This is a genomic window from Psychrobacter raelei (assembly GCF_022631235.3).
GTDB classification, from domain to species: Bacteria; Pseudomonadota; Gammaproteobacteria; order Pseudomonadales; family Moraxellaceae; genus Psychrobacter; species Psychrobacter raelei.
On record NZ_CP093310.2, the window covers coordinates 2,343,549 to 2,365,561 of the forward strand.

Consider the following 22,013-nt stretch of genomic DNA (forward strand, 5'->3'; position numbering starts at 1 on the left):
AAATAAATTCGACAGCTAATCGCTGAACATTGGGAAGAATCTCAGCTCATCAGGTCTTCTATTTAGTATCATCTGCTTAAGCTCTAAACTTAAATTTGCTTGCTGAATCATATTGTTAGAGTCTATCAGGTTCGCTTCTGTTAACATTTTAAACAAGACCTGTCGAACTTTTTGCTTCGTTAAGTCACTTAATTCATCAAGCTCAGCATGCCAGTCAGCTTTGTGCCTAAAGAACAAATCATAATCTTCATGATTAAGCACTAAGTTAAAGGTTATGAACTGCTCCCTTAGCACCTCATCTGAGAACTCAGCAATAAACCGATAGCTTCTACAAATAGTAAGCCACAGCATATACAGCTGCTCTTGTTGATTAGCTTCTATAAGCCACTCTAGCTCTTTTTTATCTAAACTTTTTAAGCGATAGATAAGCTCATGCACAATCCTCTTTAGAGAGCCCAATGCCCGTGCTTGAATTAAGTTTTGCTCTATCGCTGATTTTTTAACTAAGTCCCAATCTCCTAGCTTAATATATTCACTCGCCAGAGATATACATTCACTAGGCAATATCGGTGCAGCAGTGTATGACATCTTATAGTTTTTAATGGTTATATCTCCTATGGTGCATTGATTCCGATTATTAAAAACTTGAATTGATTTAAATAACTGTTTCGTCACTCTTTATTTTGTTTCGAAAGTTGCTTTTATAATAATATCAGGAGTTTTTATAATTAAAGATCCTGTTCATGCTATTACGTAATTTTAATACCGTTCCAAAAGAGCATTTTCATCTCTACTTAAAGGAGTGTGAGTGGCGTTTTAATCACAGTGACCGAGAATCGCAATTATTACGATTTAATCAATAGGTTAATTAGGAATTTAACCAGCAATATAAGACCACCCCTTAATTTAAATAGATATGATATCAAACTGCCAGAGAAATAACTTATCATTAGTAGTCAGGTCAATACCACTTAAGGCTTTGAAACCCTAGTAGATGCCACTTTCAGCGTTATTCGACCCAAAAAAAATAAAGCGTTTTTCAGAAAAAATTGGCTTTTGTTAATAAGTTTAAAGGGGTAAACGGTAAGGCTTAGAAAGCAACCTAAATAGCTCCATGACTTTTCTGTCGCGTTGAGGCAAAAAGTTAGGATAGAATAGAAGTACCAATAACAGTTAAATTAAAGGAAGCCCTATGTCAGCAATCAAGGAAGAGATAGCTGAGTTCATGAAGTCTGAGTTCCCTCAAGCAAAGTACAAGATTGAGGCAGTAAATAGCAGTGGGTCAATTTTATCCCATGATATTGGTATAGATGAGTTGAGACCTGGGGGTACTGTATCGGGACCTGTAATGATGGGAATTGCTGATGTGGCTCTTTATGTAGCTATCTTAGGTAGAATTGGCATAGTACCGTTAGCAGTCACCACAAGTTTAACTATCAACTTTTTACGTAAGCCCACTGCAAAATCACGTATTATTGCTGAGTGCAAACTGCTAAAAGTGGGAAGGAGTCTAGTCGTAGGTGAGGTTTCTTTATACTCAGATGGATCTGACGAATTAGTTGCCCATGTTGTGGGAACCTACTCAGTACCACCAACCAAGAACAAGTCTGAAAATATGTAAAAGATATCAACTTAAAGCCCTTTGCTCAAATCCTAGTGAAATAGATCAGGCGTCTTTACTGGCTTAGTTCCCTATAGGGGAGCCGTAAAATTAAGGAGCAAGCCTTTCGTTATAAAGGCTTGCTCCTTACCAATTTTTACTGGTGTACACACCAGGGTACAAAAAATGTAGATATAGCTTAGATTTTAGAAGCTTTACGCAAGAGTAGATACAAATCTAAACTACTTTAATCGAGATCACGTTTTCATTTCATGAACTGAAATTTTACATTCTAAGGTCTAGGATTAATCTACAATTAGGCTTGAATGTCTAAATAAACAAGCTAAATGTCTAAAACTAGACTTGAATGTCTAAAAAAATAAGCTAAATGTCTAAAACTAGACTTGAATGTCTAAAAAAATAAGCTAAATGTCTAAAACTAGACTTGAATGTCTAAAAAAATAAGCTAAATGTCTAAAACTAGACTTGAATGTCTAAAAAAATAAGCTAAATGTCTAGAGTTAAACTTGAATGTCTAAAATCACATATCAAATAACTAATTAATCTTTTAGCTTCCATGTTTTACCTTCTACAGCGATTTTATCTTGCCGCCTTAGATCTTGTAACAAGTTACGTACTTTATCTTTTTTCTGCTGTTTAGATAACACAGCTGGTAACTTATCAAATAGAACTTCATCAAATACCGAACGTTTTACTGCACCGTACTCTTCAAGACATTGTAAAATAACATCCTTATAGTACTGGTTATTAAGACCTTTATGCTTAATATAACTTGCCATCTCATCGGTCTGTTCTGCGATATGTTTACTAATATGATAGTTTGGCTTCCTACCTTCAATCAGTTGACGATCTCTAAGATATTTTGCTTCACTATCACTCAAAGCTTTCCCTTTTTGTACTTTATCGAGTAGGATGATATCTTCAAGCGATAAGTCAGGTGCTTGCGCCAACTTTTGTGCATAAGCCAAATCCATTACCTTGCCATATATAGTCACCTCTACTTTATTGTTGGTTAAATCATACTCTGGTAACGGAAAGAACTTGTCACGTTGAATCGTAAACATTTTTTTAATTCCACTGCCAATAGTATCTATCATATTTAGATTAACCATCGCTTCTGCTAAAAACTTATTGCGATAGCGATGCTCAGGAGCATCTTGCTTCACAACAGCTTCAACACTGATAGGGATGAAACGCCCTTCATTTTTTACTATTAACTTACCATCTTCAAACTCAACGATTGTAATGCGACCGCCTCGCTCATAATCTTGATGAGCAATCGCATTATTAAGTGATTCACGAATTAGATACGGATCATATTGCTCAACTTCCTCTGGAAACAAGGTATTAGCTTGCATATAACGGTACTTTAGATTACGAATCTTGCTATAAACCTTATCGACTGCCAGAAGTAAAGGACAAGTAAAATGTTCATAGTCCTTTTCAATACCGTCTTTATCCTTAAGTATCCAAGTTATTTTCGCAGAAGCAGGATTGATAAAATATTCAGATTCACTTTTACCAATTAGCAAAATAGCAGTGCGAGTGATTTGACCCTTAAATGTAAGCTTAGCCTTATCTAAAAATGTACGATCATCCCAATGCTCTATGTCATTTCTAAGCTTTGGGTTTTTTTCAGTAAACCTTTGTCTGGCAAATGCAATGGCATCAACGTCTAGGTCTTCAATATCAGCATTAGGAATAATATGCCGGCTCCAATCAGACTCTATTGGCGCACGTATACTCTCAAGCTCATTGATATTTAGCGCACCAAGCGAGGATCCATCTCGACCATAATAATGTCCATCAGATGCAATAGGCATTCCTTGCGGTGCAGGTGGTATCTGAAACATGAGTACTCTACCATTAGGATGGCTGACTTCATAAATATCTGTAAAAGTGACTCGCCCTGTCATACGGTCAGCTACATCTTTTTTTAATTTATCTAAATGTGAGCTTTCTGGATATGCTTGTGTTCCAATGACATGCTTATCATCATTAACACCTAAAACTAGCCATGCATATTTTTTTGCCTTAAGATTCGCCTCATTACTTAATGCTGAAAAATATTTACATAACTTCTTAAAGTCGTACTGTGTTTTCGCTTCTTTAAATTCAACAACCTCATCTTCATTAGAGTCTAACAGCTCAGATAATTGAGTAATTGCATTTAACATGATCATCTCTTAGGTATGTAATAAGGGTATGCGTAATAATTAAGTTAGACAACCTTTACCTAACCTGTTAGTTCAAGGAAAAGGATAGTTTTATATTACTTTAGTCGATTCATTTAAGAATCAAAAGACGGATGTAATTTTTAAAACATAGCATAGCTCATAGATTAATATAAAAAAGTATACTTGATGTCATAAACTATAAGAACAAATAAAATTAGTTCTACTAATTCTTTATGGTATTAATTAACTATCAGGTCAATATACATTCAAAAAAAATGAAAAACATACTATTACCTAAAAAACAGGTTTTTCACCTTTTTTAATTATCTTGTCATATCACGTATCAGCCAAAAACCCACCAAGTTACAAAAAAAAATAAACCGCCCCACCCTCAAGCAAGACGGTTTAATACTTACACTATACGCTGATCAATCTTACTATTAATCCATTCAGCTATCTCCTGTGCTACCCATGCTACCCTTACCTTGCTTAACTGCACCTTCTTCGGGAAGGTTGGATCGTAGCGATCTGAGTCCTCATTGAGCATCTCGTATATGCTTGAGCGACTTAAACCTGTGTGCTTTGTCACATCCTTAATGTTTAACAACTGCGGAATGTGATTGCATTCATGAGTAGTGAACCGCCCCGACTATATCGGAGAGTTGATTGCTTGAGTCAGGCAGCTTTGTCTGACTCATTAAGGCTATCATAGTATCGTCTCTCAAACTCAAAAGGCGACACATAACCAATCGTACTATGAATGCGAGTTTTGTTAAACCAATCGACCCATTCAAGGGTTGCTAATTCAACATCATACGCATCCCGCCACTGCTGTTTTAAATATTCAATCACCTCTGTTTTATAAAGCCCGTTAACCGTTTCAGCTAACGCATTATCGTATGAATCACCGGTTGTACCAACAGATGCAATAACGCCAGAATCAGCCATCTTATCCGTATAGCGAATGGATAAGTACTGAACGCCGCGATCACTATGATGAATGACATCTTTAGGATGGTTTCTGTCTGCAATGGCTTGATTTAACGCTGCCATCACCATATCCGTGTTCATTCGATCTGATACTTTCCAACCAACGATAGCGCGAGCAAACACATCAATGATAAAGGCAGTATAGACCCAACCACTCAATGTTTTAACGTAAGTAAAGTCAGCAACCCATAGCTGGTTAGGGCGATGGGCATTAAAGTTACGATTAACTAAATCATCAGCACGCTTTTGATCATCACGAGACTTAGTGGTTACCTTACCCTTACCTCGCCAAATACCCTGCATACCATGCTGACGCATTAACCGCTCTACAGTGCAACGTGCAGGATGTATACCCTCTGCCTTCAACTGTTTCCAGACTTTACGAGCGCCGTATCGGCATTTGCTGTCCTTCCAAATACGTTTAATCTCATTAAGATAGAAGTCGTCATGCTGACTACGCTGTGAACGCTTTTCAGGACTTTCTTCTAGCTCTTTAACACGATAGTATGTGGATGGAGCAATCGGTAGTACTCTACAGATTGGCTCGACTCCATATTGTTGTTTGTGGTCGTCAATAAAATCAACCATTACTTGGGTTTGCGGTCGAGCTCCGCCTGGGCGAAAAAAGCGGCTGCTTTCTTTATAATCTCATTGGCTTGCTTTAACTCTCTGTTCTCACGTTCAAGCTCTTTGATACGCTCCGCTTGGCTTTGAGCTTGAATGTTTGCAGGAATGGTTTTATCTACGTGCTTTTTATGCCATGATCGTAGGGTCTCAGGTGTGCAACCTATCTTTGGTGCTATAGCTTTGATGGCTGACCAGGTGGATGGGTAGTCGTCTTTAGCTTCAATTAGCATACGGACGGCTCGCTCTTTCATTTCAGGGGTATAGTTTCGTGTTTTCATTGTCGTATTCTCTCAGAAAATTGAGTCTCCGACAATCCCGGGGCGGTTCATAGTCGCAGTAGGTTGTGCGCTGTTTAATTGGTTCATAATGTACTCCATTAGTTACTGTGTAATTGATTAAGAGCTTCTCCGCTCATACAGTTACGCAGTCCCATATTTTTTTACTGCATCTCATACTGCTTTTCCGTATGACACAAAAAAAGGAGCTGAACTTCAGCTCCTTTTTTATGCTCTTAAAAGCGACAGATCTTAATTCACGCTCGACACGCTCTGCCTTAAGCCACTTGCAATATCAGCAAATTGAACCACATCCTGCCCTTTGCTTTGAGCCTTAAGATCAAGATCATTATTCTCAATTGGCTCGGGATAAAACTCATCGACGACACCAATAGTATCTTCATCAGCAAAGCCTAACTCTGAATTGCCATAGCCTTGTTTGGCAGCCATATCCAATGCTTGCTGATTAAAGCCATAGCTTTTAAGCTCATTATCCATCGTCTGTGCTTGCTCTACGGCTTGTAAGATAGTGATCCCATCTTCTAGCGTGAGATCCACATAGTAAATTGGTGTTCGATAGCTTTGGGTCGTGCTTTTACCTCGCAGTGTTAGTTGTAGTGGTAAGCAAGACAGCTTGTTGTTAGATACCGCTGAGAAGTAATTGAGCCTAGCTGCCAATGTGCGAATACTATTAAAGCCTGTGGTTCTAAACACAAAACTCCCTAACTCATCGTCTTCGCTAATATTGACATAGAGCCTGCCATAAGGCTTACAGGCACCTCCTTTGGCTAATGTACACATTTCAGGCGATGGACAAGGATGTGTTTCAACACCTTGTTTGGTTCGCCTTTTACAACTTTCCCCATCACCGACACAAACAGGGCGACCTGTTTGACGATCAAACAAAGTGTATTCTGCTCTAAGATTTAGCTCAGGCTCATTAAACAACATACGTACTGGTATCTTGCGTAGCTTACCGTCACTTTGCTCTCTGAACTTGGCATCAAGCGGATGATTGATCCAGCCCTCCTTACCTTGTACTTGGCTAGTTATGGTGAACTGGTCATCTTTCGTAGGCAGGCGTTTGCCATTTTTCTCAATGGTGCCGCCTATACTGATACGCCCTAAAACTGGTGGGGTGATAATTAGACCTTTAATCATGATGTACTCCTTGGATTTGTTTATTGTTTATTTATGCAGTGGTTGTTAAAAATTAACGCCATAAAAAAGCCCACCTTTATGGTGGGCTTGCTATGCGTTTATTAAGTATTGGTGTTGACTAAAAAGCGACGGCTACCTTGACGGGTTTTACTAAATTGCTTGAGCAGCTCAGGCTTAGCTTTCAGCAGTGCCTTGCTATCAAGGGTTGTGCTGTCTTTTGATCGCTTCCATGAAATGCTGCCTTTATCGAATACAGCCACTTCATTGTCTTTGATTAATGCTTGCAGTTGATGCTTAACCTGATCATGACGCTGTTCTAGCTCGCTCATATAGTCACGATAACTTAGCAACTCATCAAACAATTTGTTAGCACCTTCATCCTGACTCAAATCAAGCTTACTGGCAGGTTCAGGTATTGGATAAAGTAGCTTTAGTGCTTTGGCTGCTGATGCGCTGTGATCAGGATTAGGCGGTGTATCTGATTCAACGTATTGCCAGAATAAACGCTCATGCTCGATGATGCTGGCAATGAGACGCTCATCACGCTCAACTTTAAATAGCTTTGTTTCATGGCCACATAGCAGAACACAGATATGAGCCGCCTGTTTACCTGTCACTGCCAATTGATGTTGTACTTGGCAAGCGACGTATAATGGCACGCCATCTTTCCAAAGCCTAGCGCCATGCTCCCCTGCTGTCTTACACTCAAGTACTTGCACCTCATCTGTACCAACTACGGCATAGTCTAAGTTGGCTAACATAAAGTGCTTATCATGATCAGGGTGTTGCAAGATAGCATTCACTCGATGCACCTTATTACCAGTATGTTCACTGTAATATTTAGCGACCAAAGGCTCTAGCTGATTACCCCAGTAAAGTGGTGAATAGCCATCACTACCTTCATCTATATTGGAATCAATGCGACCTGTCTTAATCATCCACAGCTCAAGCATGGATAGATAAGGGTGAATGCCACAAGCAGCAGCGGCATCACTACTGCCTATACCCTGCTTACGGATCTTAAGCCAGTCATCATGACTTAAGTTTTTAGTATTAACCAATCGCTTGGCAGTTGTACTGGTTTTAACAGCATGGGTTTTTGTTAGCTTATTTTGATTATTTAATGCAAGTGTTGTCATTGTAGACTCCTTAATGGTTGTTAAAATAAACGGCATAAAAAAACCACGCTCTAAGGCGTGGTTTAGTGTTGTTGTATATTAAGTAAATTTAGGCAATTAGGCGTAATGCTTCATGTTTGGCTTTATCTTTTAATTTGGCTCCTGCACCAAACCAAGCTGAATCAAGCCTATGATCTTGCGACATGGCTCTTCGCTCATGATCCACATATTCAGTTATAGCTGATAGCAGTCCATAAGCGGTATCTTTAGCTGAAGCTAATTCTGCACCACGACCTTGGCCGTTGAACATGCTCATTACTTGGTTCATGGCTCGTGCATTAGGCACAGCCTCTTTTTGTTGCTTGGCTGTGTTGAATAAAATGATGCCATCATCAGTATCATTAAATACACGGTTAAAGTAATTGGCAGCTTCTGCTTGGGTAACTCGTCGATTGGTTAACTGCTTCATCTCATAGTTAAACTCATCCCATTGACTAACAGACACACCCAACTGACGTTTTACCTTCTCACCATCAAATGCAGTACTGTGTGGCACTTTTACCACACCACCACTACCATCAGCTAGACTAATGGCTAAGGTGTTGTTACATACCACTCGAATATTGGTGAACTGCGCTGTGGTCGCTAGAGTGCCATCACAGGCGGTTGCTAGTAACAGATAGCCATGACTGACATCACCGCCTCTAAGTGTCGCTGACTGACCTGTACGGGCTAATGCCCATAGCTTGCGCCCACCTTTAAGCACTCCTGCTGTTTCAAGCTCAAAGTCTGCTTGCTCAGTTAAGTCACGATAAAACTCTAGTATCTCCTCAGGCTGAACCTCTTGATACCTTTGGCTGACCACTGATAATGCCTCTAAGGTATCACTGCGATACAATACCTTATTGCTATCAAACGGCATGATCAGGTTTTGGCCTTTATCGTTGGTTGCCATGTAACTAACGTCTGAGGACTCAATACGCCAGTCCATACCTGCTTTTTTAGCCCACACCTCAAGTGGCTGGTTTTTAGGTAACTGATTACCTAAGCCATGCCAAGGGGTTTCGCCAACGTATGCCATGCTTTCTAATAAATGTGCCATAAAATTATTTCCTTAAGTAAGTAGTTGATAACTAATGCGCTAGTTAAATAGTTGATTAATTGAATCTATGAAAAACGTACGAACAATGATTACAGCGGTATTGTGATGTGTTTAATAAAGGGATTGATGATTGCTCTGGTCGAACTTGCTTAATGACAGCGACTAAGGCGCTACCAACTACAACGCCAATACCAGGGTTAATGTTAAGTGACCGACATAGGCTGATACTTAACGGAATAAGTATTGCAGGGGATGCAATCCCATCTTTCAATAGGTCGCTATAGCCAGTCATCTCATATACGTCAACTGACTGACAATGTGGACATACTTGCTTCATAAGTGCTCCTTAAGTTTAGGGCATAAAAAAGGCCTGCTATTGCAGACCTAAATGATGCTCATAAGTTTGGTTATTGGATAAGCGTTAAGTGACTAACGCTAGATCTCATGAATGTAGTATGTATTTGAAATTAGTTTGTTATGGGCGGTAATCCACGACGTTTAGATGTTCGATATACGCCGTGACCAAAGGTGCGCATACCGGGAAGCCACACTTTTAATTGTTGCCCTTTCTTGTCAGGTTTGGTTAAGTACAAGGCTGTACAGACAGCATTTTCTACCTGCTTAAAGTTATCTCGGTGGATCATACCGATACCTAATGTGCCATTTTTCTCGAATTCCTGCTTATTCTCAGTGTAATGACCGTTATAGTAAGCGCCAATACCACTGGTTATCTTTTGCCATCTTTTACCTACCTCTTCAGCCAAATACCAATCGTTTTGTCGTTCTGAGCCATCATAGATAAGCAGTAGGTGGCAATGTAGACCGCCATTCTCATGCCCTTGCTCTAATGCCCATGCATTGCCTTGCAAATGCTCAAAGCATGTCTTTTTATTTCCTATGAATTCTCTGAGCTTAGTCATATGAAGATTGAAATCTTCGATCGTCACCATATGACTGGTTTCTTTCGGATACTTCAAGTCAACTCGAACGAATAATAACCTTGAGTAGTGGTTCAGCAAGTTTCTAACATATCTTTGAAGATTCTTCCTATTCTGGGTCTCTTGATAGATCCAAGCGTTATCCTCGGTCTCAATGTTATGTTTATAACAAGCTATGGTATTAATGAACTGCTGTGTTTTGCCGTGGTCCCAAATAACATCGGATGGGTATGAATCACCAACAATAGCATCGGTACTGTAGACAAATGAGTCGATAGTTTGCGAGTAAAATAAATCAGCATTTAGAATTTGCATGAAGGGCGAATATAAAGCGTTCAAACGATTTCTAATATCGTCAAAATTGACAGATTGAAATACGACGTCTCTAACGAGCCTATCAATACTAGCAATAAGTTGTGATTGATTAATGAGTGAATGTGACATGAGTGTGCTCCATTGATTTTAAGGTTGAGGTTGCTGTTCATAACTATCAATGGAACGTGTTTTTTTTTACTAAAAAATATTAACTATTAATTAATAATATATATATCCCACTAAGCAAATCGCGCTACTGTTCGGTCTACTTCCTCGTATATACAGTTTATATATTGGTAACACGAGAGTTTAGAACAGATTATAAAAAATGGAGTTAGCTCTCGCCTAACATCTAATACTCAAAACTAAAGGTTATCAAATAAAGATTTTCAAATAGATCTATTAGACTGTTATTTTGAATCTATCAGCCATCACCAGCTTTGATAAATATTCAGTGTCACCGGACTAATATCATGAACCAAAAAAATGGTTGATAAAAAATCAATTTATTAAGAAGTCAATGTAACGAACCTGATATGTAATGTTATATGAACAATCAGACAGAACAGCTTATTGCACTGTCAAAACAATTTTATTTAATAAAAAAAGAGCTATTTGCGATTAAATATTGTCACACATAAGAATTAAGTTTATTATCGATATAGAGTTATCTTAATAAAAAGCACTATTTACTATCTCATCCTATATATTTCATAGGAAAACGACTTATTTCTAATACGTTTTTATTACGCTTTTAATTATTTTTTTATACTTTAAACCGACGTTTTTTTTACGGTTCTTAAACCGATTTTATAGAGTTTTTACGATGAGTAATTCTATGGATATTATCGAAGAGTTGTATGGAAGTAGGTATAAAGGCGATCCTCTTTGGAATCACTTAGTTAAAAAACTCACATTGAGACAAGCTTATGTCTTCTACTATTCTCTTGCGCTTTATGAAACTGAAAGTATTGCACGAAACCTTGGTATATTAGATTTACCAGATAAAACTGAAGTGCATAGATGCTTGATGGATACTCTAAGAAAGAAGAAAAACCCTAACGATATTGCTCAAATAATAGGGAGTAATGTACATAAAATACTTATTAGTGATAACGATTTGTTATGGATAAAAACTGAGTTGAGAGCTGCAATATGGCTTAGCTATTTTATGGCCGCCTTCGATCGTTCAAATCGTAAACACCTATTGAAATATCTACGATCTACTTCTGAAGCTGAATTTACTAACCGCTTACTACATGTGATAGATATTTATGGGTGTGGGAGCAGAGGAGATACGGCTCTGATAATTAAAATAGCACTCGACCAAAATCAAAAAGAATTTGATTTACCGGTTAGCCATCGAACTGCATTTAATTATCATCAAGGTAGTTACGTTTCAAGCCGTATTGCCGATCATCATTTGAATTGGCTTAATAAACTACCTTTAGATGAAATCGATGCTATTCTTGAAAGGTTTAGAGATGAAGAAATACTTGTACTTGTTGGTATATTTGAACCAGTGATCAAAAAAGACAAAACTGCACTAATTAAAGCTTCTTTAGATATACAGCAATATAATCACTGGGACAAACAGAGCACAAAATCTCTGAAAAGTAATGCTAATTCTAATGCCGGTAAACCATTCCGCTCTTCCAATGAGCCTACAGATGTTGATACCAATAAAAAAACTAAGAAAAAGTTCGCAGGGCTTAGTGCATACGAAATTATCAAACTATTAAAAAATGCAAGAATTTCACGGGAGAATAGAAAGGCTAGATCTGCTATAGAAAAAGACCGTAGCCTTACTCTTAATAAAAATGCTCATAGCATAATTATTGAGCTATCAAATCAACTGGATGCCACTCCTAAAAAAGTCGTAGAGGCAATCATTAAAAAAATTAACTTAGAGGACAAAAATGAGGTATCGGAAATAAATGAGCTTATTAGCGGCAGACGGCCTACTAAAGCAAAGGAAGCATTAGAAAAGGCTGTTATAGGCGAGCCTATTGAGCCTGTTGAGCCTGTTGAGCCTGTTGAGCCTGTTGAGCCTGTTGAGCCTGTTGAGCCTGTTGAGCCTGTTGAGCCTGTTGAGCCTGTTGAGCCTGTTGAGCCTGTTGATGTTACCGAATCCGAAGAGTCTGCTGAAACAGAAAAAATCATCAAAGACTCAGAAAAAAAACTAGATAAAATTAATAAACATACAAGTCTAAGAGATGCTCTATTAAGTGCTATGGCAAAACGATAATCTGTATTCAAACTCAATTCATTCTATTAAAAGATTTATTCCAATAAATTCCATCTGAATCGTGTTTCGTATTGCTTTCTGATAATATATTCCAAATTTCTGATTGTAAATTATTAAGTACTAAGTAGCTAAAGATAAGTAATTGATTAGATTGAATCAGAAAATTAATATCTTAAACATTTCATATGATGTACACTATCATGTACACTAGGTTTTAAATAATAAATTAAATACCTGTAAATCATTTACTTATGTTTAATATATGGTTCCGGCTCCGGGTACCATATATTAAAAAGGCTTCCAATAACTTGGAAGCCTTTTTTCTTTGTGGGTTGGTTTTAAATTTTGAGCCCGAAAATTATGGTTATAAGCCTAGCCTACTAAGGACGATGCCCTAGCTTTTCTTCAAAAAGAAGCCAAGTATCATGAACTCCTTCAACGATCGATTCGTAGTTTTCCCAATTATCACTATATATATCATATAAAACAGGGTGCATAATATCATTCTGACGATATCCACTCTCTATTTTAGATAAATGAATATAGTTATCTTTTAATACAACTATGTCAAAAATCTCATCTTCTTTTAATACTATTAGCCCAACATGATAGGGAGCGCTACAAAGATAAAGCGTTTCAGTTTGGTTATCAGTAAACCTTGAAACAGTGTATTTAGAATATATATATACATAGCCATGTTCATTTTTGGCTCTTATCATTTTAAAACCTCCTTAATTTCAAGGTTCGAATTGAGGTTGCAGCCGTTTATGTATTAACTATCAACTTTACTCTTAGTTAACGACTCACCGTAGACAGTACAAATTTAAGAATTAATGGAAATGACAGCAAAAGTATCAATACCCCTATTCCAAAAATTAGTAAGTTATTATTTTGGTTTCAATCTAAGTTATGAGTATTCAGTGATTTCTAAAGATAACACAGCCTTAATCTAAACTGATAGGCATAAAAAAAGAGCTGAAATTTTCAGCTCTTTCTTAGGTGTGAATTGTTAAATTTATTGATTAATCCTAATTGCAATTAACAGAAACTATCGGTTGGTTTAGGAACAGACAATCCAAATAGTGGACGTAAGTATAAGGCTAAGAAAGTACCTGCCAATGCTAGCACGCCCCAAATATAACCATGTAAACTAAAAGAGGCGATACCCCCAAAATAAGCACCGATATTACAGCCAAATGCTAATCGAGCACCATAGCCCATTAACAGACCACCAATAACAGAAGCGGCAAAATTACCCACAGTAATTTGGGTGAATTTAAATAGTCCGCCTGCTGCTGAGGCAATAAAGGCACCAAGTATAATACCCAAGTTTAATACGGTTGTTGAATCAGCAAACACTGAAGATTGCAAAGCGGCTGCATTCGCACCTTGCCAATAGCCCCAACTGGCAACGTCTACGCCCATTAGGCTGGCAGCTTTTGAGCCCCATAAAGCAAACGCAGACGTAATACCCCAAGGCTGACCGCGTGTGATTAAAGTCAACGCATTCAATACCGCCAACGCAATGGCTGCTGCAAATAATTGCCATGACCCTCTAAATAGTCGTTTCCAGCCACGAGCTGTTGGTAATGGGGCCATTCTAGGTGGGTGCTTTTTCTTCTCTATTAATATAGTAATCCAAGCAATCGCCCCAAATATTGCCAATGATAGAAGCCATGCACTGCCATAACCTAATCCTGTTGAGGTTGCCAATGACACCGGTGCCAATGAAGGCATTTGCTCGGTCCAAAATGGGAGGTGACAAGCACCAATGGTTGACCCAATAATAAAGAACAGTAAGGTAACAAACATCACAGAACGGCCACCACCAACTGCGTAAAGTGTACCAGAAGCACAGCCACCGCCTAATTGCATACCAATACCAAACATGAATGAGCCGACAATAAGGCTAACCCCCAATGGAGGAACATAGCCTGAGACATCTCCACCAAAAAACGTCGTGCCATAGGCTAATATAGGTGCAAATAAAGTAACCGCAACCGCTAACATAAGCATGTGCGCGCGTAATGCTTGACCATTCCCTACCGATGTCATGCGTCTAAAAGCGGAGGTAAAACCAAACCTTGCATGAAATAAGGTATAGCCCAATAGTAGACCAATGATAAGCAGCATTGGCTGGGCCACAGGTTGTGTCAGTAGCAAATACACTAGCAATGCTAAACCGACGATACTAGCTCCTGCTATTAGACCCTTCTGAGGCGGATCTAAGGTCAAATTATTTATGGATTTGGGGTTACGTCTATTGGAGCTTAGCCTCTCAGTGATTGACTGAGTATTTGTTATAGTCATAATATTATCCCATTAATCCCTACCTAGCTGAAATTATCCGCTATGTAGCTTAATAATTAATGGGGTGTATTTACTGTGTTGTTAGGACTATCAACACACGTTGATTAAGTTAAGCTGCCTATTATCTCAACACTTGTGACTTACTACCACCTACGATAAAAATAAGTAAGCTATAAGTACTGAGTTATAAGCGAAATTCACAGAAACTCACCAATCTAGGTTCAATAAAAAAAGCCCAAGACAATCTAAAAAGATCATCTTAGGCCTTGTCATTAAACTATTAAAAATCAGATTGAGCGGCTCAATTACGATAATATAATTTATTATTCACCTTGCAGTAAATCAATCATACCCTGATATTTGTCTTTCTTGGCTGCAATCTTGCTACGCTCCTCTTCTGAATTTTCTGTAGGCGATTCTGCCCCATCAAGCTTTGCATCAAACGCTTTAAGCTCGCTCTGTGCAGCATTAAGCAGCTTAGTGAGCATCATAGCTAGGGCTTTTTCGGACACATCATGGGTAACATTAGAAGCTTCAGAGGCAAAATCTTCTTTTAACTTTGCAGCCCATTGATAGATATTGGCAATTGAGACGCTGTGCTTATCCTCTTGTTCAGAATCCTGTTTCTCAGAGCTGTCTTTGTTATCTGAGTTATCAGATTCCGCTTGCTTATCGCTATCTGCTGGGTCTGATTCTTGTTTAGACTCAGCGCTGTCTGCTAAGCCAGATTTTTTGTCTGTGATGAACTCATCTTTTAGCTTAGCCGCCCACTGATACAGGTTGGCGATAGCAGCGGTATATTTATCTTTGCCTGAGCCTTCTTGATCAGAGTCATTGCTTTCTGAATCTTTTTGGTTATCTTCAGACTGCTCGTCTTTAGCTTGCTCGTCGTCAGATTCACTGTCTTGTTCATCAGCCTCTGAATTATCTTTTTTGGAATCAGTCTCTTTAGAATCATTAGACTCTTGATCTTTATTAGCTGATGAGGCCTGTTGTTTTTTAGATACTTGACTGGCATCATCTTTATCAGAATCGGCTGAATCTTGTGCCAAATTATCTGAATCAGAGTCTAAATCCTGCGCTTTATTAAATTCTTCAAAATCGCCCTCTTCATAAATAATTTTATCGCCTTTCACAACTTCTACACCCACAACTTCTTCATTGCTGGTAGTTTCTGTTGTATTCTCAAGAGACTCCAAAGCTTTATTGATGCTGTTGTCTTGCTTGTCGTTAGAGCTATTAGATGAATTTGACATATTTATTATCCTTATTATTTAATTATTTATTGACCTCCAATAATAGCTCAATGAAAACTGATCTTTAGTACTTTAATGTAAAGTATTATGCCTAATACGTTAATATTTCTTAGCCGTGATCTAGCGCCATAATCCTTCAGGATAAATCAACTCGCCAGCTATGGTTGGGTAGCCGCTAAACTCAAGCTCAATACCAGTATCAGAGGCACTTAACTGGCATTGCGCGCCCAGTGGGAAGCTTTGTTTACGAGCCACATGGCCAAATGGAAGGCCGGTAAATACAGGTAAGTGGGTTATCTGTTTTAACTGTTTAACAACCAAACTCATGTCATAGCGGGCATCATAACTGTCCTGCCCTGTCCCACTAAAGGCGCCAAGCACAATAGCTTGCTGACGTTTAAAGGCACCCGATAAATATAAGCTATATAGCATACGCTCTACTTGATAGGGCTGCTCCCCCACATCTTCTAAAAACACAATTCCGCCTTCAGGATTAGGTATATAAGGGCTACCTGCCAGCGCCGATACCACACTTAAGTTGCCGCCCCATAGCGTGCCTGTCATAGGTGCTTTTAGCATTGAAATGTCTTGCTGCGGCAAACTTATTTTGAGCTTTGGCTGGGTAATGGCATCAATAAAGCCTTGGCAACTGACCACATCCGGCTGCTTTTTGCCAAACTCGCTATATAGCATGGGTGCCGCCAAGCTGCTCATTTTGCCTTGAGCCAACAGTGCACATTGCACGGCGGTCACATCACTAAAACCTGCCAAAATCGTACCTTTTTCACGCATCTGATCACCCAGGCTTTGCCAATTCACCTGCTCCAAAAGACGCATGGCCCCATAGCCGCCTCGGGCTGCCAATAGCAGTTTGGGTACTTCAATGGCGCCAGTGGCCATGTTCTGTAAGTCGCTGATGCGCTGCTGGTCTGTACCGCCGAACCGCAAATACCTGCGCCTTAATATTTCAGGATTTTTGATATCAAATCCAGCACAAGTCAAGCGCTGTAAACCCAAGACATTACGGGCCTCATCCACACCTGTATTAGAGCTGGCAAAAATTCGAGTACTAATAGTCGGGGTAATACAGCTCAAGCGGTTGTGTGTCGATGTATCTTCTATATCCAAACTCTGTGTTGTTAGTGCTCCCTGTGGCAGGGTTAATGCGGCCTTAGCATGATACGAGAACAGCCCTAAGCCGCCCAGCGCGGTCATTTCCAAAAAACGTCTGCGATTTAAAGGGGCTGTCTGAACAGATTTAGCATGTATATCCACTGCTTTAAGCTTGGCAGGTATCTGTGCTTGGTCTTGCACAGCTTGCTTTTTTAGTCGTTTGGCCGTGTGCTGTTGCACAGATTGATCGACAGTGACTAAAATCGTGTTTTTATTCATGACACCCTCAATTTTCACAAAATTGCGCCCATTATATAGTCTGATAAACGTTCGGTCATAACTTGTATCATTTCTTGAACCCAAAATATACCGACAGCTGCGTTATAATAGTGACTGGGATAGCTAATTTAAGAAATATAACAACTATCTATAACACCCTTGTTCTGCTTTTGATCCCTAAAGACCTACTTTGGGTCACTTAATGTCTACCCTACCCTCCCATTTCTTAATTCGTTAAAGTTATTAGGACTTATTATGAGTTATACATTTAATCGCACTTTTCCTCATACCCGCTTACGCCGCTTACGCGTCCATGACAATGTGCGTGCCATGATTCGTGAAGTTGAGCTGCATCCCAAACATCTCATTGCTCCTGTTTTCGTCTTAGAAGGTGAAAACCAGCGTGAAGCTGTGGCCAGTATGCCAGGTGTGGATCGTTTATCTATTGATCTGCTGGTGCAATATGCCAAAGAGTTATTGGCAGAGGGAGTCACTACCGTAGATATCTTCCCTGTTATCGATGCCAGCTTGAAGACAGAAGATGGCCGTGAAGCGGCTAATCCAGATGGCTTAACTTGCCGTGCCGTACGGGCACTAAAAAAAGAAGTGCCTGAGATGGTGGTGATGACCGATGTGGCATTAGACCCTTATACCACCCACGGTCAAGATGGCCTATTAGATGAGTCAGGCTATGTGGTCAATGATGAAACTGTGGAGGTTCTGGTTGAGCAAACACTGGCACACGCCCGCGCTGGTGCAGATATCATCTCACCAAGTGATATGATGGATGGCCGTATACTGGCTATGCGTGAAGCATTGGAAGATGAGGGCTTTGTGAATACAGCACTTATGGCTTATTCTGCCAAATACGCGTCTGCTTATTATGGCCCTTTCCGTGACGCTGTAGGCAGTGCTGGCAATCTAAAAGGCGGTCATAAGAAGCAGTATCAAATGGACTTTGGTAACCGCGCGGAAGCCTTGCATGAAGTAGCAATGGACATCAATGAGGGCGCTGATATGGTAATGATTAAACCCGGTCAGCCATATTTAGATTTGATACGTGAGGTAAAAGATACCTTTGGCGTCCCTACTTTCGCTTATCAAGTATCGGGTGAATATGCGATGCATATGGCAGCCATTCAAAACGGCTGGCTTACCGATTCGGTTATTTTAGAGTCATTAATGGGCTTTAGACGTGCAGGCGCTGATGGCATCTTAACTTATTTTGCGCTAGAAGCTGCCAAACAGCTCAACGCTTTAAAATAAGTAGTTTTGATTTGATGTAAAAAACCCCCGTATCTGATTGGATACGGGGGTTTTTATTTCAGCCGGCTTATTTTAAGCCAACTTTATTAACAGGCTAGATTAGAAACGTTGTACGTAAGAGATGCCATATACCCATGGATTGATCTTCACTTTACCGATATCATCATTGTTTAGTTTTACGTCTGGCTCAAGATCAATATAACGGGCATCGATACGTACCGCATCAGTAGGATTGAGTTTAAAATCAACACCGACATGACCTGCCACACCCCAGCTGTCTTTAATTTCTAAATCAGCGTTTGGCAGACTAATTCTTTCTTTAAAGAAGGTGGTGTAGTTGGCACCCACACCAATAAAAGGCTTAACATTGCTGTTCAAGTTATCAAAGTGATACTGTAGTGATAACGTGGGTGGTAACTGCTGAGTTTTGGCTTTAATGACGCTACCGTCTGCCTTTTTTAGATCGATATCATGATGAAACGGAATAGCAGCTAATAACTCAACACCCACGTTATCGGCGACAAAGTATTCACCGGTGATGGTTGGACGTACGTCTGTATCTACTTCAGTTTTAAGAGCACCATTTAAAAGAGTACCATTATTACTTTCTGGATCTACATATGCTGCACCCACACCCACGGTCCAAGTGCCTGCTGTTTCTGCCATTGCAGAGCTCATGCCTAAAGTAGCAGCTAGGGCAGCTAAAAGTAATGCTTGACGTTTAATCATCGTGTCCTCAACTTATGTTGTTTAAGTACTGGGTAAAATGCTCAATTTATTAAATATATCAATGCGTCTCTTCATTGAAATCCAAGCGTTAGATTGTTTCTCCACTCTAACGTCATGGTTTTATTATATTACATATCCGCATAACTAGTAAGGTTATTTTGATAAAAATTTCGACTTTATAGTCGCTTTTTAGACATTTATAGTGGTTGCTAAAATTCATAAAGTAGTTGCTAAAACTTATAAAAGGGTATTTAGCCTGCTAATGCCGAAATCCTTGCTCTACATTTGGGGGATAGCTGTTGTAGCGGGTCTCAAAGCAGTTGTGATTTCATATTGAACCCCTATAATAACCAGTCTGCCCATTGAGTCGGCAGTCCCCTCTAGTGATAAGACAATAAAAAGGTGCACCATGAGTAAGCTTAACCCCAAACAACAAGAGGCCATGACTTATGTGTCCGGTCCCCTCCTCGTTTTAGCGGGTGCAGGCTCAGGTAAAACATCGGTTATTACCCGAAAAATTGCTTATCTCATCGAGCAGTGCAATATACCTGCTGAACGCATTACTGCAGTGACCTTTACCAATAAGGCTGCGCGTGAAATGAAGGCGCGTGTCACCTCACTGATGCCAAAAGAGAAGACCCGCGGTCTGACTGTGTCTACGTTCCACCAATTTGGGTTACAGTTTTTGCGTTATGAGCTGCTGCACACGCCTCTCAAAGGCAACTTCTCTATCATGGATGCCGATGACAGTAAGCGGCTGCTGATGGAGTTGATGATGCGTGATAACTTATCGGGTGCTGAGAGTCGTGAATTGGTCGGCAAAGCAATTAAGTTTATTTCGGACTGGAAGAATGATCTTATTGAGCCGGATAAAGCAATGGAGACCCTCGATGATCCTGAGGATATGATTTTTGCTACACTTTATGCCTTATATGAGCGCAATCTGCGGGCTTATAACGCCGTTGATTTCGATGACTTGATTGTGTTGCCAGCCAAAATCTTACGTGAAAACCCCCAGCTGCGCGACAAGTGGCAGAACCGTATTAGATATCTGCTGGTGGATGAGTATCAAGATACCAATACTGCTCAGTACGAATTGATTAAACTGATTGTCGGCCCAACTGGCAAATTTACTGTGGTGGGTGATGATGACCAATCTATTTATGCTTGGCGCGGCGCCCGTCCCGAGAACATGGCGCTATTAAAAGAGGATTTCCCTAAGCTTAAAGTGATTAAGCTTGAGCAAAACTACCGCTCGACCAACCGTATTTTGAATGCTGCCAACACCGTCATTATGAACAACGAGCATTTGTTTGAAAAAGCACTGTGGTCGGATAAAGGGCAAGGCGAGAAAATTCGTATTATTAACTGCCGCAACGATGATGATGAATCAGAGCGCGTGGCCAAAGAGATTATTACTCACAAATTGCGCCATGGTAATGAATGGGAGCAGTATGCCGTCTTGTACCGCAGTAACTTTCAGGCACGTATGTTAGAGGCGCAGCTACGTCAATTACAGATCCCTTATAAGCTCTCAGGCGGCCAATCTTTCTTCGCCCGTAGCGAGATTAAAGATGTGATGGGTTATTTGCGCCTTATTTTAAATCCAGAAGATGACAGTGCCTTTTTGCGCATTGTGAATACGCCCAAACGTGGTCTGGGCCCAGCCACACTAGAGAAGTTGGGACTGTTCTCTCAAGAGCACAGCATCTCTTTATTGGCCTCTTGTACCCATGGCGGCTTATCACATGTATTGCCCATTAAGGCTTATAGTACTTTAAAAGAGTTTGGTGACTTTATCGAGCACTATACCCGTGAGCTGGATCAGCACCCAGATCCGGTGCCTTTGGTGCGTCAAATGATTGATGAGACCGGTTATATTGACTTTGTGCGCAGCGACTCAAAAACGCCGCATCAGGAAAAAGGGCGCCTAGACAATATTGAAGTGCTCTACACCAGTATCCAAGCACTTATCAACCGTGCAGAAGATGACGATGACAAAACCATTGATGCGGTAATTCGCAAATTGGTATTACTAGACATGCTCGAGCAGCAGCAAGAAGAAGAGAACACCAACAAGGTAAACCTCATGACCCTGCATGCTGCCAAAGGGCTAGAGTTTGACTTCGTGTATATTATGGGGCTTGAGGAAGAGCTGCTGCCGCACCGCAACTCTATCATTGCTGAGACTATTGAGGAGGAGCGCCGCTTGATGTACGTCGGCATCACCCGTGCCCGCCGTGAGCTAACCCTAACCTTGGCTGCACAGCGCCGTGGTGGTGGTCAAATGCGCACTACGACCCAAAGCCGCTTTTTAGAAGAGCTGCCTGAGGAGCATTTAGACTGGCCCGCCAATGCCAAAAAGAAAAAGGCTGAGCGTGATCCTACTGTGGTGGCCAATGAATATATGTCTAATATTAAGGCGCTGCTAAAAAGAAAAAACCAATAGCAGGCAGGTGATGACGTCAGACTGACATCAAATCACAGA

The 22,013-nt window shown here is 40.1% G+C and carries 17 protein-coding genes, 1 pseudogene and 1 other annotated feature; of the genes and pseudogenes, 5 read left to right on the top strand and 13 right to left on the bottom strand.

What is annotated here, in order from left to right; translation table 11 throughout:
• Positions 1–15: 15 nt before the first annotated feature.
• On the bottom strand, positions 16–675 hold the full coding sequence (locus tag MN210_RS09845; protein WP_241878425.1) for a DUF1819 family protein: 660 nt from the start codon (positions 673–675) through the stop codon (positions 16–18).
• Positions 676–749: 74 nt separating this feature from the next.
• On the opposite strand from MN210_RS09845, the pseudogene MN210_RS09850 reads away from it, so the two are divergent.
• Together MN210_RS09850 and MN210_RS09855 are read left to right on the top strand one after the other, a co-directional pair.
• Positions 750–863 (top strand): annotated as a pseudogene (locus MN210_RS09850) (IS1595 family transposase); the annotation flags it as partial.
• Between the two features lie 329 nt (positions 864–1,192).
• Positions 1,193–1,621 (top strand): PaaI family thioesterase, encoded by a 429-nt coding sequence (locus tag MN210_RS09855; protein WP_241878426.1) that lies wholly within the window; start codon positions 1,193–1,195, stop codon positions 1,619–1,621.
• A gap of 539 nt (positions 1,622–2,160) precedes the next feature.
• On the opposite strand, the gene MN210_RS09860 is transcribed toward MN210_RS09855, so the two are convergent.
• From MN210_RS09860 to MN210_RS09890, 7 genes are all read right to left on the bottom strand, one after another.
• Positions 2,161–3,798, bottom strand: a complete 1,638-nt coding sequence (locus tag MN210_RS09860; RefSeq protein ID WP_338412135.1) for an RNA-binding domain-containing protein — start codon at positions 3,796–3,798, stop codon at positions 2,161–2,163.
• Between the two features lie 412 nt (positions 3,799–4,210).
• Positions 4,211–4,405: a helix-turn-helix transcriptional regulator gene (locus MN210_RS09865; protein WP_425605601.1), complete on the bottom strand. Its 195-nt coding sequence runs from the start codon at positions 4,403–4,405 to the stop codon at positions 4,211–4,213.
• A 68-nt stretch (positions 4,406–4,473) separates the two neighbouring features.
• Positions 4,474–5,693 (bottom strand): IS3 family transposase gene (locus MN210_RS09870; protein WP_406947902.1). Its coding sequence is split into 2 segments (ribosomal slippage): positions 4,474–5,417 and positions 5,417–5,693, totalling 1,221 coding nucleotides; the frame shifts between segments, so codons are not numbered across the junction.
• Positions 5,302–5,418: a sequence feature (AL1L pseudoknot), on the bottom strand. It overlaps the preceding gene by 117 nt.
• A 249-nt stretch (positions 5,694–5,942) precedes the next feature.
• Positions 5,943–6,851 (bottom strand): recombination directionality factor, encoded by a 909-nt coding sequence (locus MN210_RS09875; protein WP_241878431.1) that lies wholly within the window; start codon positions 6,849–6,851, stop codon positions 5,943–5,945.
• Between the two features lie 101 nt (positions 6,852–6,952).
• Positions 6,953–7,990 carry a YqaJ viral recombinase family nuclease gene (locus MN210_RS09880; RefSeq protein ID WP_241878432.1) on the bottom strand — a complete coding sequence of 346 codons (1,038 nt, stop codon included), beginning with the start codon at positions 7,988–7,990 and terminating at the stop codon, positions 6,953–6,955.
• Positions 7,991–8,078: 88 nt separating this feature from the next.
• Positions 8,079–9,071, bottom strand: coding sequence for a DUF932 domain-containing protein (locus MN210_RS09885; protein WP_338412136.1), 993 nt, complete (start codon positions 9,069–9,071; stop codon positions 8,079–8,081).
• Between the two features lie 467 nt (positions 9,072–9,538).
• Complete coding sequence (locus MN210_RS09890; RefSeq protein ID WP_241878433.1) at positions 9,539–10,453, bottom strand: YagK/YfjJ domain-containing protein; 915 nt, start codon at positions 10,451–10,453, stop codon at positions 9,539–9,541.
• 697 nt (positions 10,454–11,150) lie between these two features.
• On the opposite strand from MN210_RS09890, the gene MN210_RS09895 reads away from it, so the two are divergent.
• On the top strand, positions 11,151–12,572 hold the full coding sequence (locus MN210_RS09895; RefSeq protein ID WP_338412137.1) for a hypothetical protein: 1,422 nt from the start codon (positions 11,151–11,153) through the stop codon (positions 12,570–12,572).
• A 380-nt stretch (positions 12,573–12,952) separates the two neighbouring features.
• On the opposite strand, the gene MN210_RS09900 is transcribed toward MN210_RS09895, so the two are convergent.
• The 4 genes from MN210_RS09900 to MN210_RS09915 all read right to left on the bottom strand — a co-directional run bounded on the left by MN210_RS09900 (position 12,953) and on the right by MN210_RS09915 (position 17,530).
• Positions 12,953–13,291, bottom strand: coding sequence for a hypothetical protein (locus MN210_RS09900; protein ID WP_110816867.1), 339 nt, complete (start codon positions 13,289–13,291; stop codon positions 12,953–12,955).
• A 319-nt stretch (positions 13,292–13,610) separates the two neighbouring features.
• Positions 13,611–14,882 (bottom strand): YeeE/YedE family protein, encoded by a 1,272-nt coding sequence (locus tag MN210_RS09905; RefSeq protein ID WP_338412138.1) that lies wholly within the window; start codon positions 14,880–14,882, stop codon positions 13,611–13,613.
• 323 nt (positions 14,883–15,205) lie between these two features.
• Positions 15,206–16,138, bottom strand: coding sequence for a hypothetical protein (locus tag MN210_RS09910; RefSeq protein ID WP_338412139.1), 933 nt, complete (start codon positions 16,136–16,138; stop codon positions 15,206–15,208).
• 120 nt (positions 16,139–16,258) lie between these two features.
• Positions 16,259–17,530, bottom strand: a complete 1,272-nt coding sequence (locus tag MN210_RS09915) for an LD-carboxypeptidase (RefSeq protein WP_338412140.1) — start codon at positions 17,528–17,530, stop codon at positions 16,259–16,261.
• A gap of 255 nt (positions 17,531–17,785) precedes the next feature.
• Here MN210_RS09915 and hemB point away from each other — a divergent pair, with 255 nt between their 5' ends.
• Positions 17,786–18,796: a porphobilinogen synthase gene (gene hemB / locus MN210_RS09920; RefSeq protein ID WP_011961039.1), complete on the top strand. Its 1,011-nt coding sequence runs from the start codon at positions 17,786–17,788 to the stop codon at positions 18,794–18,796.
• Between the two features lie 99 nt (positions 18,797–18,895).
• Here the strand turns inward: hemB and MN210_RS09925 are convergent, their stop codons facing one another.
• Complete coding sequence (locus tag MN210_RS09925; protein WP_241878439.1) at positions 18,896–19,525, bottom strand: OmpW/AlkL family protein; 630 nt, start codon at positions 19,523–19,525, stop codon at positions 18,896–18,898.
• A gap of 409 nt (positions 19,526–19,934) precedes the next feature.
• On the opposite strand from MN210_RS09925, the gene MN210_RS09930 reads away from it, so the two are divergent.
• Positions 19,935–21,974 (top strand): UvrD-helicase domain-containing protein, encoded by a 2,040-nt coding sequence (locus tag MN210_RS09930; protein WP_011961041.1) that lies wholly within the window; start codon positions 19,935–19,937, stop codon positions 21,972–21,974.
• The last annotated feature ends 39 nt before the right edge of the window (positions 21,975–22,013 follow it).

Bases quoted from the DNA above. Each gene is read 5' to 3' on its own strand.
- hemB (WP_011961039.1), top strand. From the start codon at position 17,786: ATGAGTTATACATTTAATCGCACTTTTCCTCATACCCGCTTACGCCGC.
- MN210_RS09905 (WP_338412138.1), bottom strand. From the start codon at position 14,882: ATGACTATAACAAATACTCAGTCAATCACTGAGAGGCTAAGCTCCAAT.
- MN210_RS09860 (WP_338412135.1), bottom strand. From the start codon at position 3,798: ATGTTAAATGCAATTACTCAATTATCTGAGCTGTTAGACTCTAATGAA.
- MN210_RS09890 (WP_241878433.1), bottom strand. From the start codon at position 10,453: ATGTCACATTCACTCATTAATCAATCACAACTTATTGCTAGTATTGAT.
- MN210_RS09900 (WP_110816867.1), bottom strand. From the start codon at position 13,291: ATGATAAGAGCCAAAAATGAACATGGCTATGTATATATATATTCTAAA.
- MN210_RS09880 (WP_241878432.1), bottom strand. From the start codon at position 7,990: ATGACAACACTTGCATTAAATAATCAAAATAAGCTAACAAAAACCCAT.
- MN210_RS09885 (WP_338412136.1), bottom strand. From the start codon at position 9,071: ATGGCACATTTATTAGAAAGCATGGCATACGTTGGCGAAACCCCTTGG.
- MN210_RS09855 (WP_241878426.1), top strand. From the start codon at position 1,193: ATGTCAGCAATCAAGGAAGAGATAGCTGAGTTCATGAAGTCTGAGTTC.
- MN210_RS09915 (WP_338412140.1), bottom strand. From the start codon at position 17,530: ATGAATAAAAACACGATTTTAGTCACTGTCGATCAATCTGTGCAACAG.
- MN210_RS09910 (WP_338412139.1), bottom strand. From the start codon at position 16,138: ATGTCAAATTCATCTAATAGCTCTAACGACAAGCAAGACAACAGCATC.
- MN210_RS09930 (WP_011961041.1), top strand. From the start codon at position 19,935: ATGAGTAAGCTTAACCCCAAACAACAAGAGGCCATGACTTATGTGTCC.
- MN210_RS09875 (WP_241878431.1), bottom strand. From the start codon at position 6,851: ATGATTAAAGGTCTAATTATCACCCCACCAGTTTTAGGGCGTATCAGT.
- MN210_RS09895 (WP_338412137.1), top strand. From the start codon at position 11,151: ATGAGTAATTCTATGGATATTATCGAAGAGTTGTATGGAAGTAGGTAT.
- MN210_RS09925 (WP_241878439.1), bottom strand. From the start codon at position 19,525: ATGATTAAACGTCAAGCATTACTTTTAGCTGCCCTAGCTGCTACTTTA.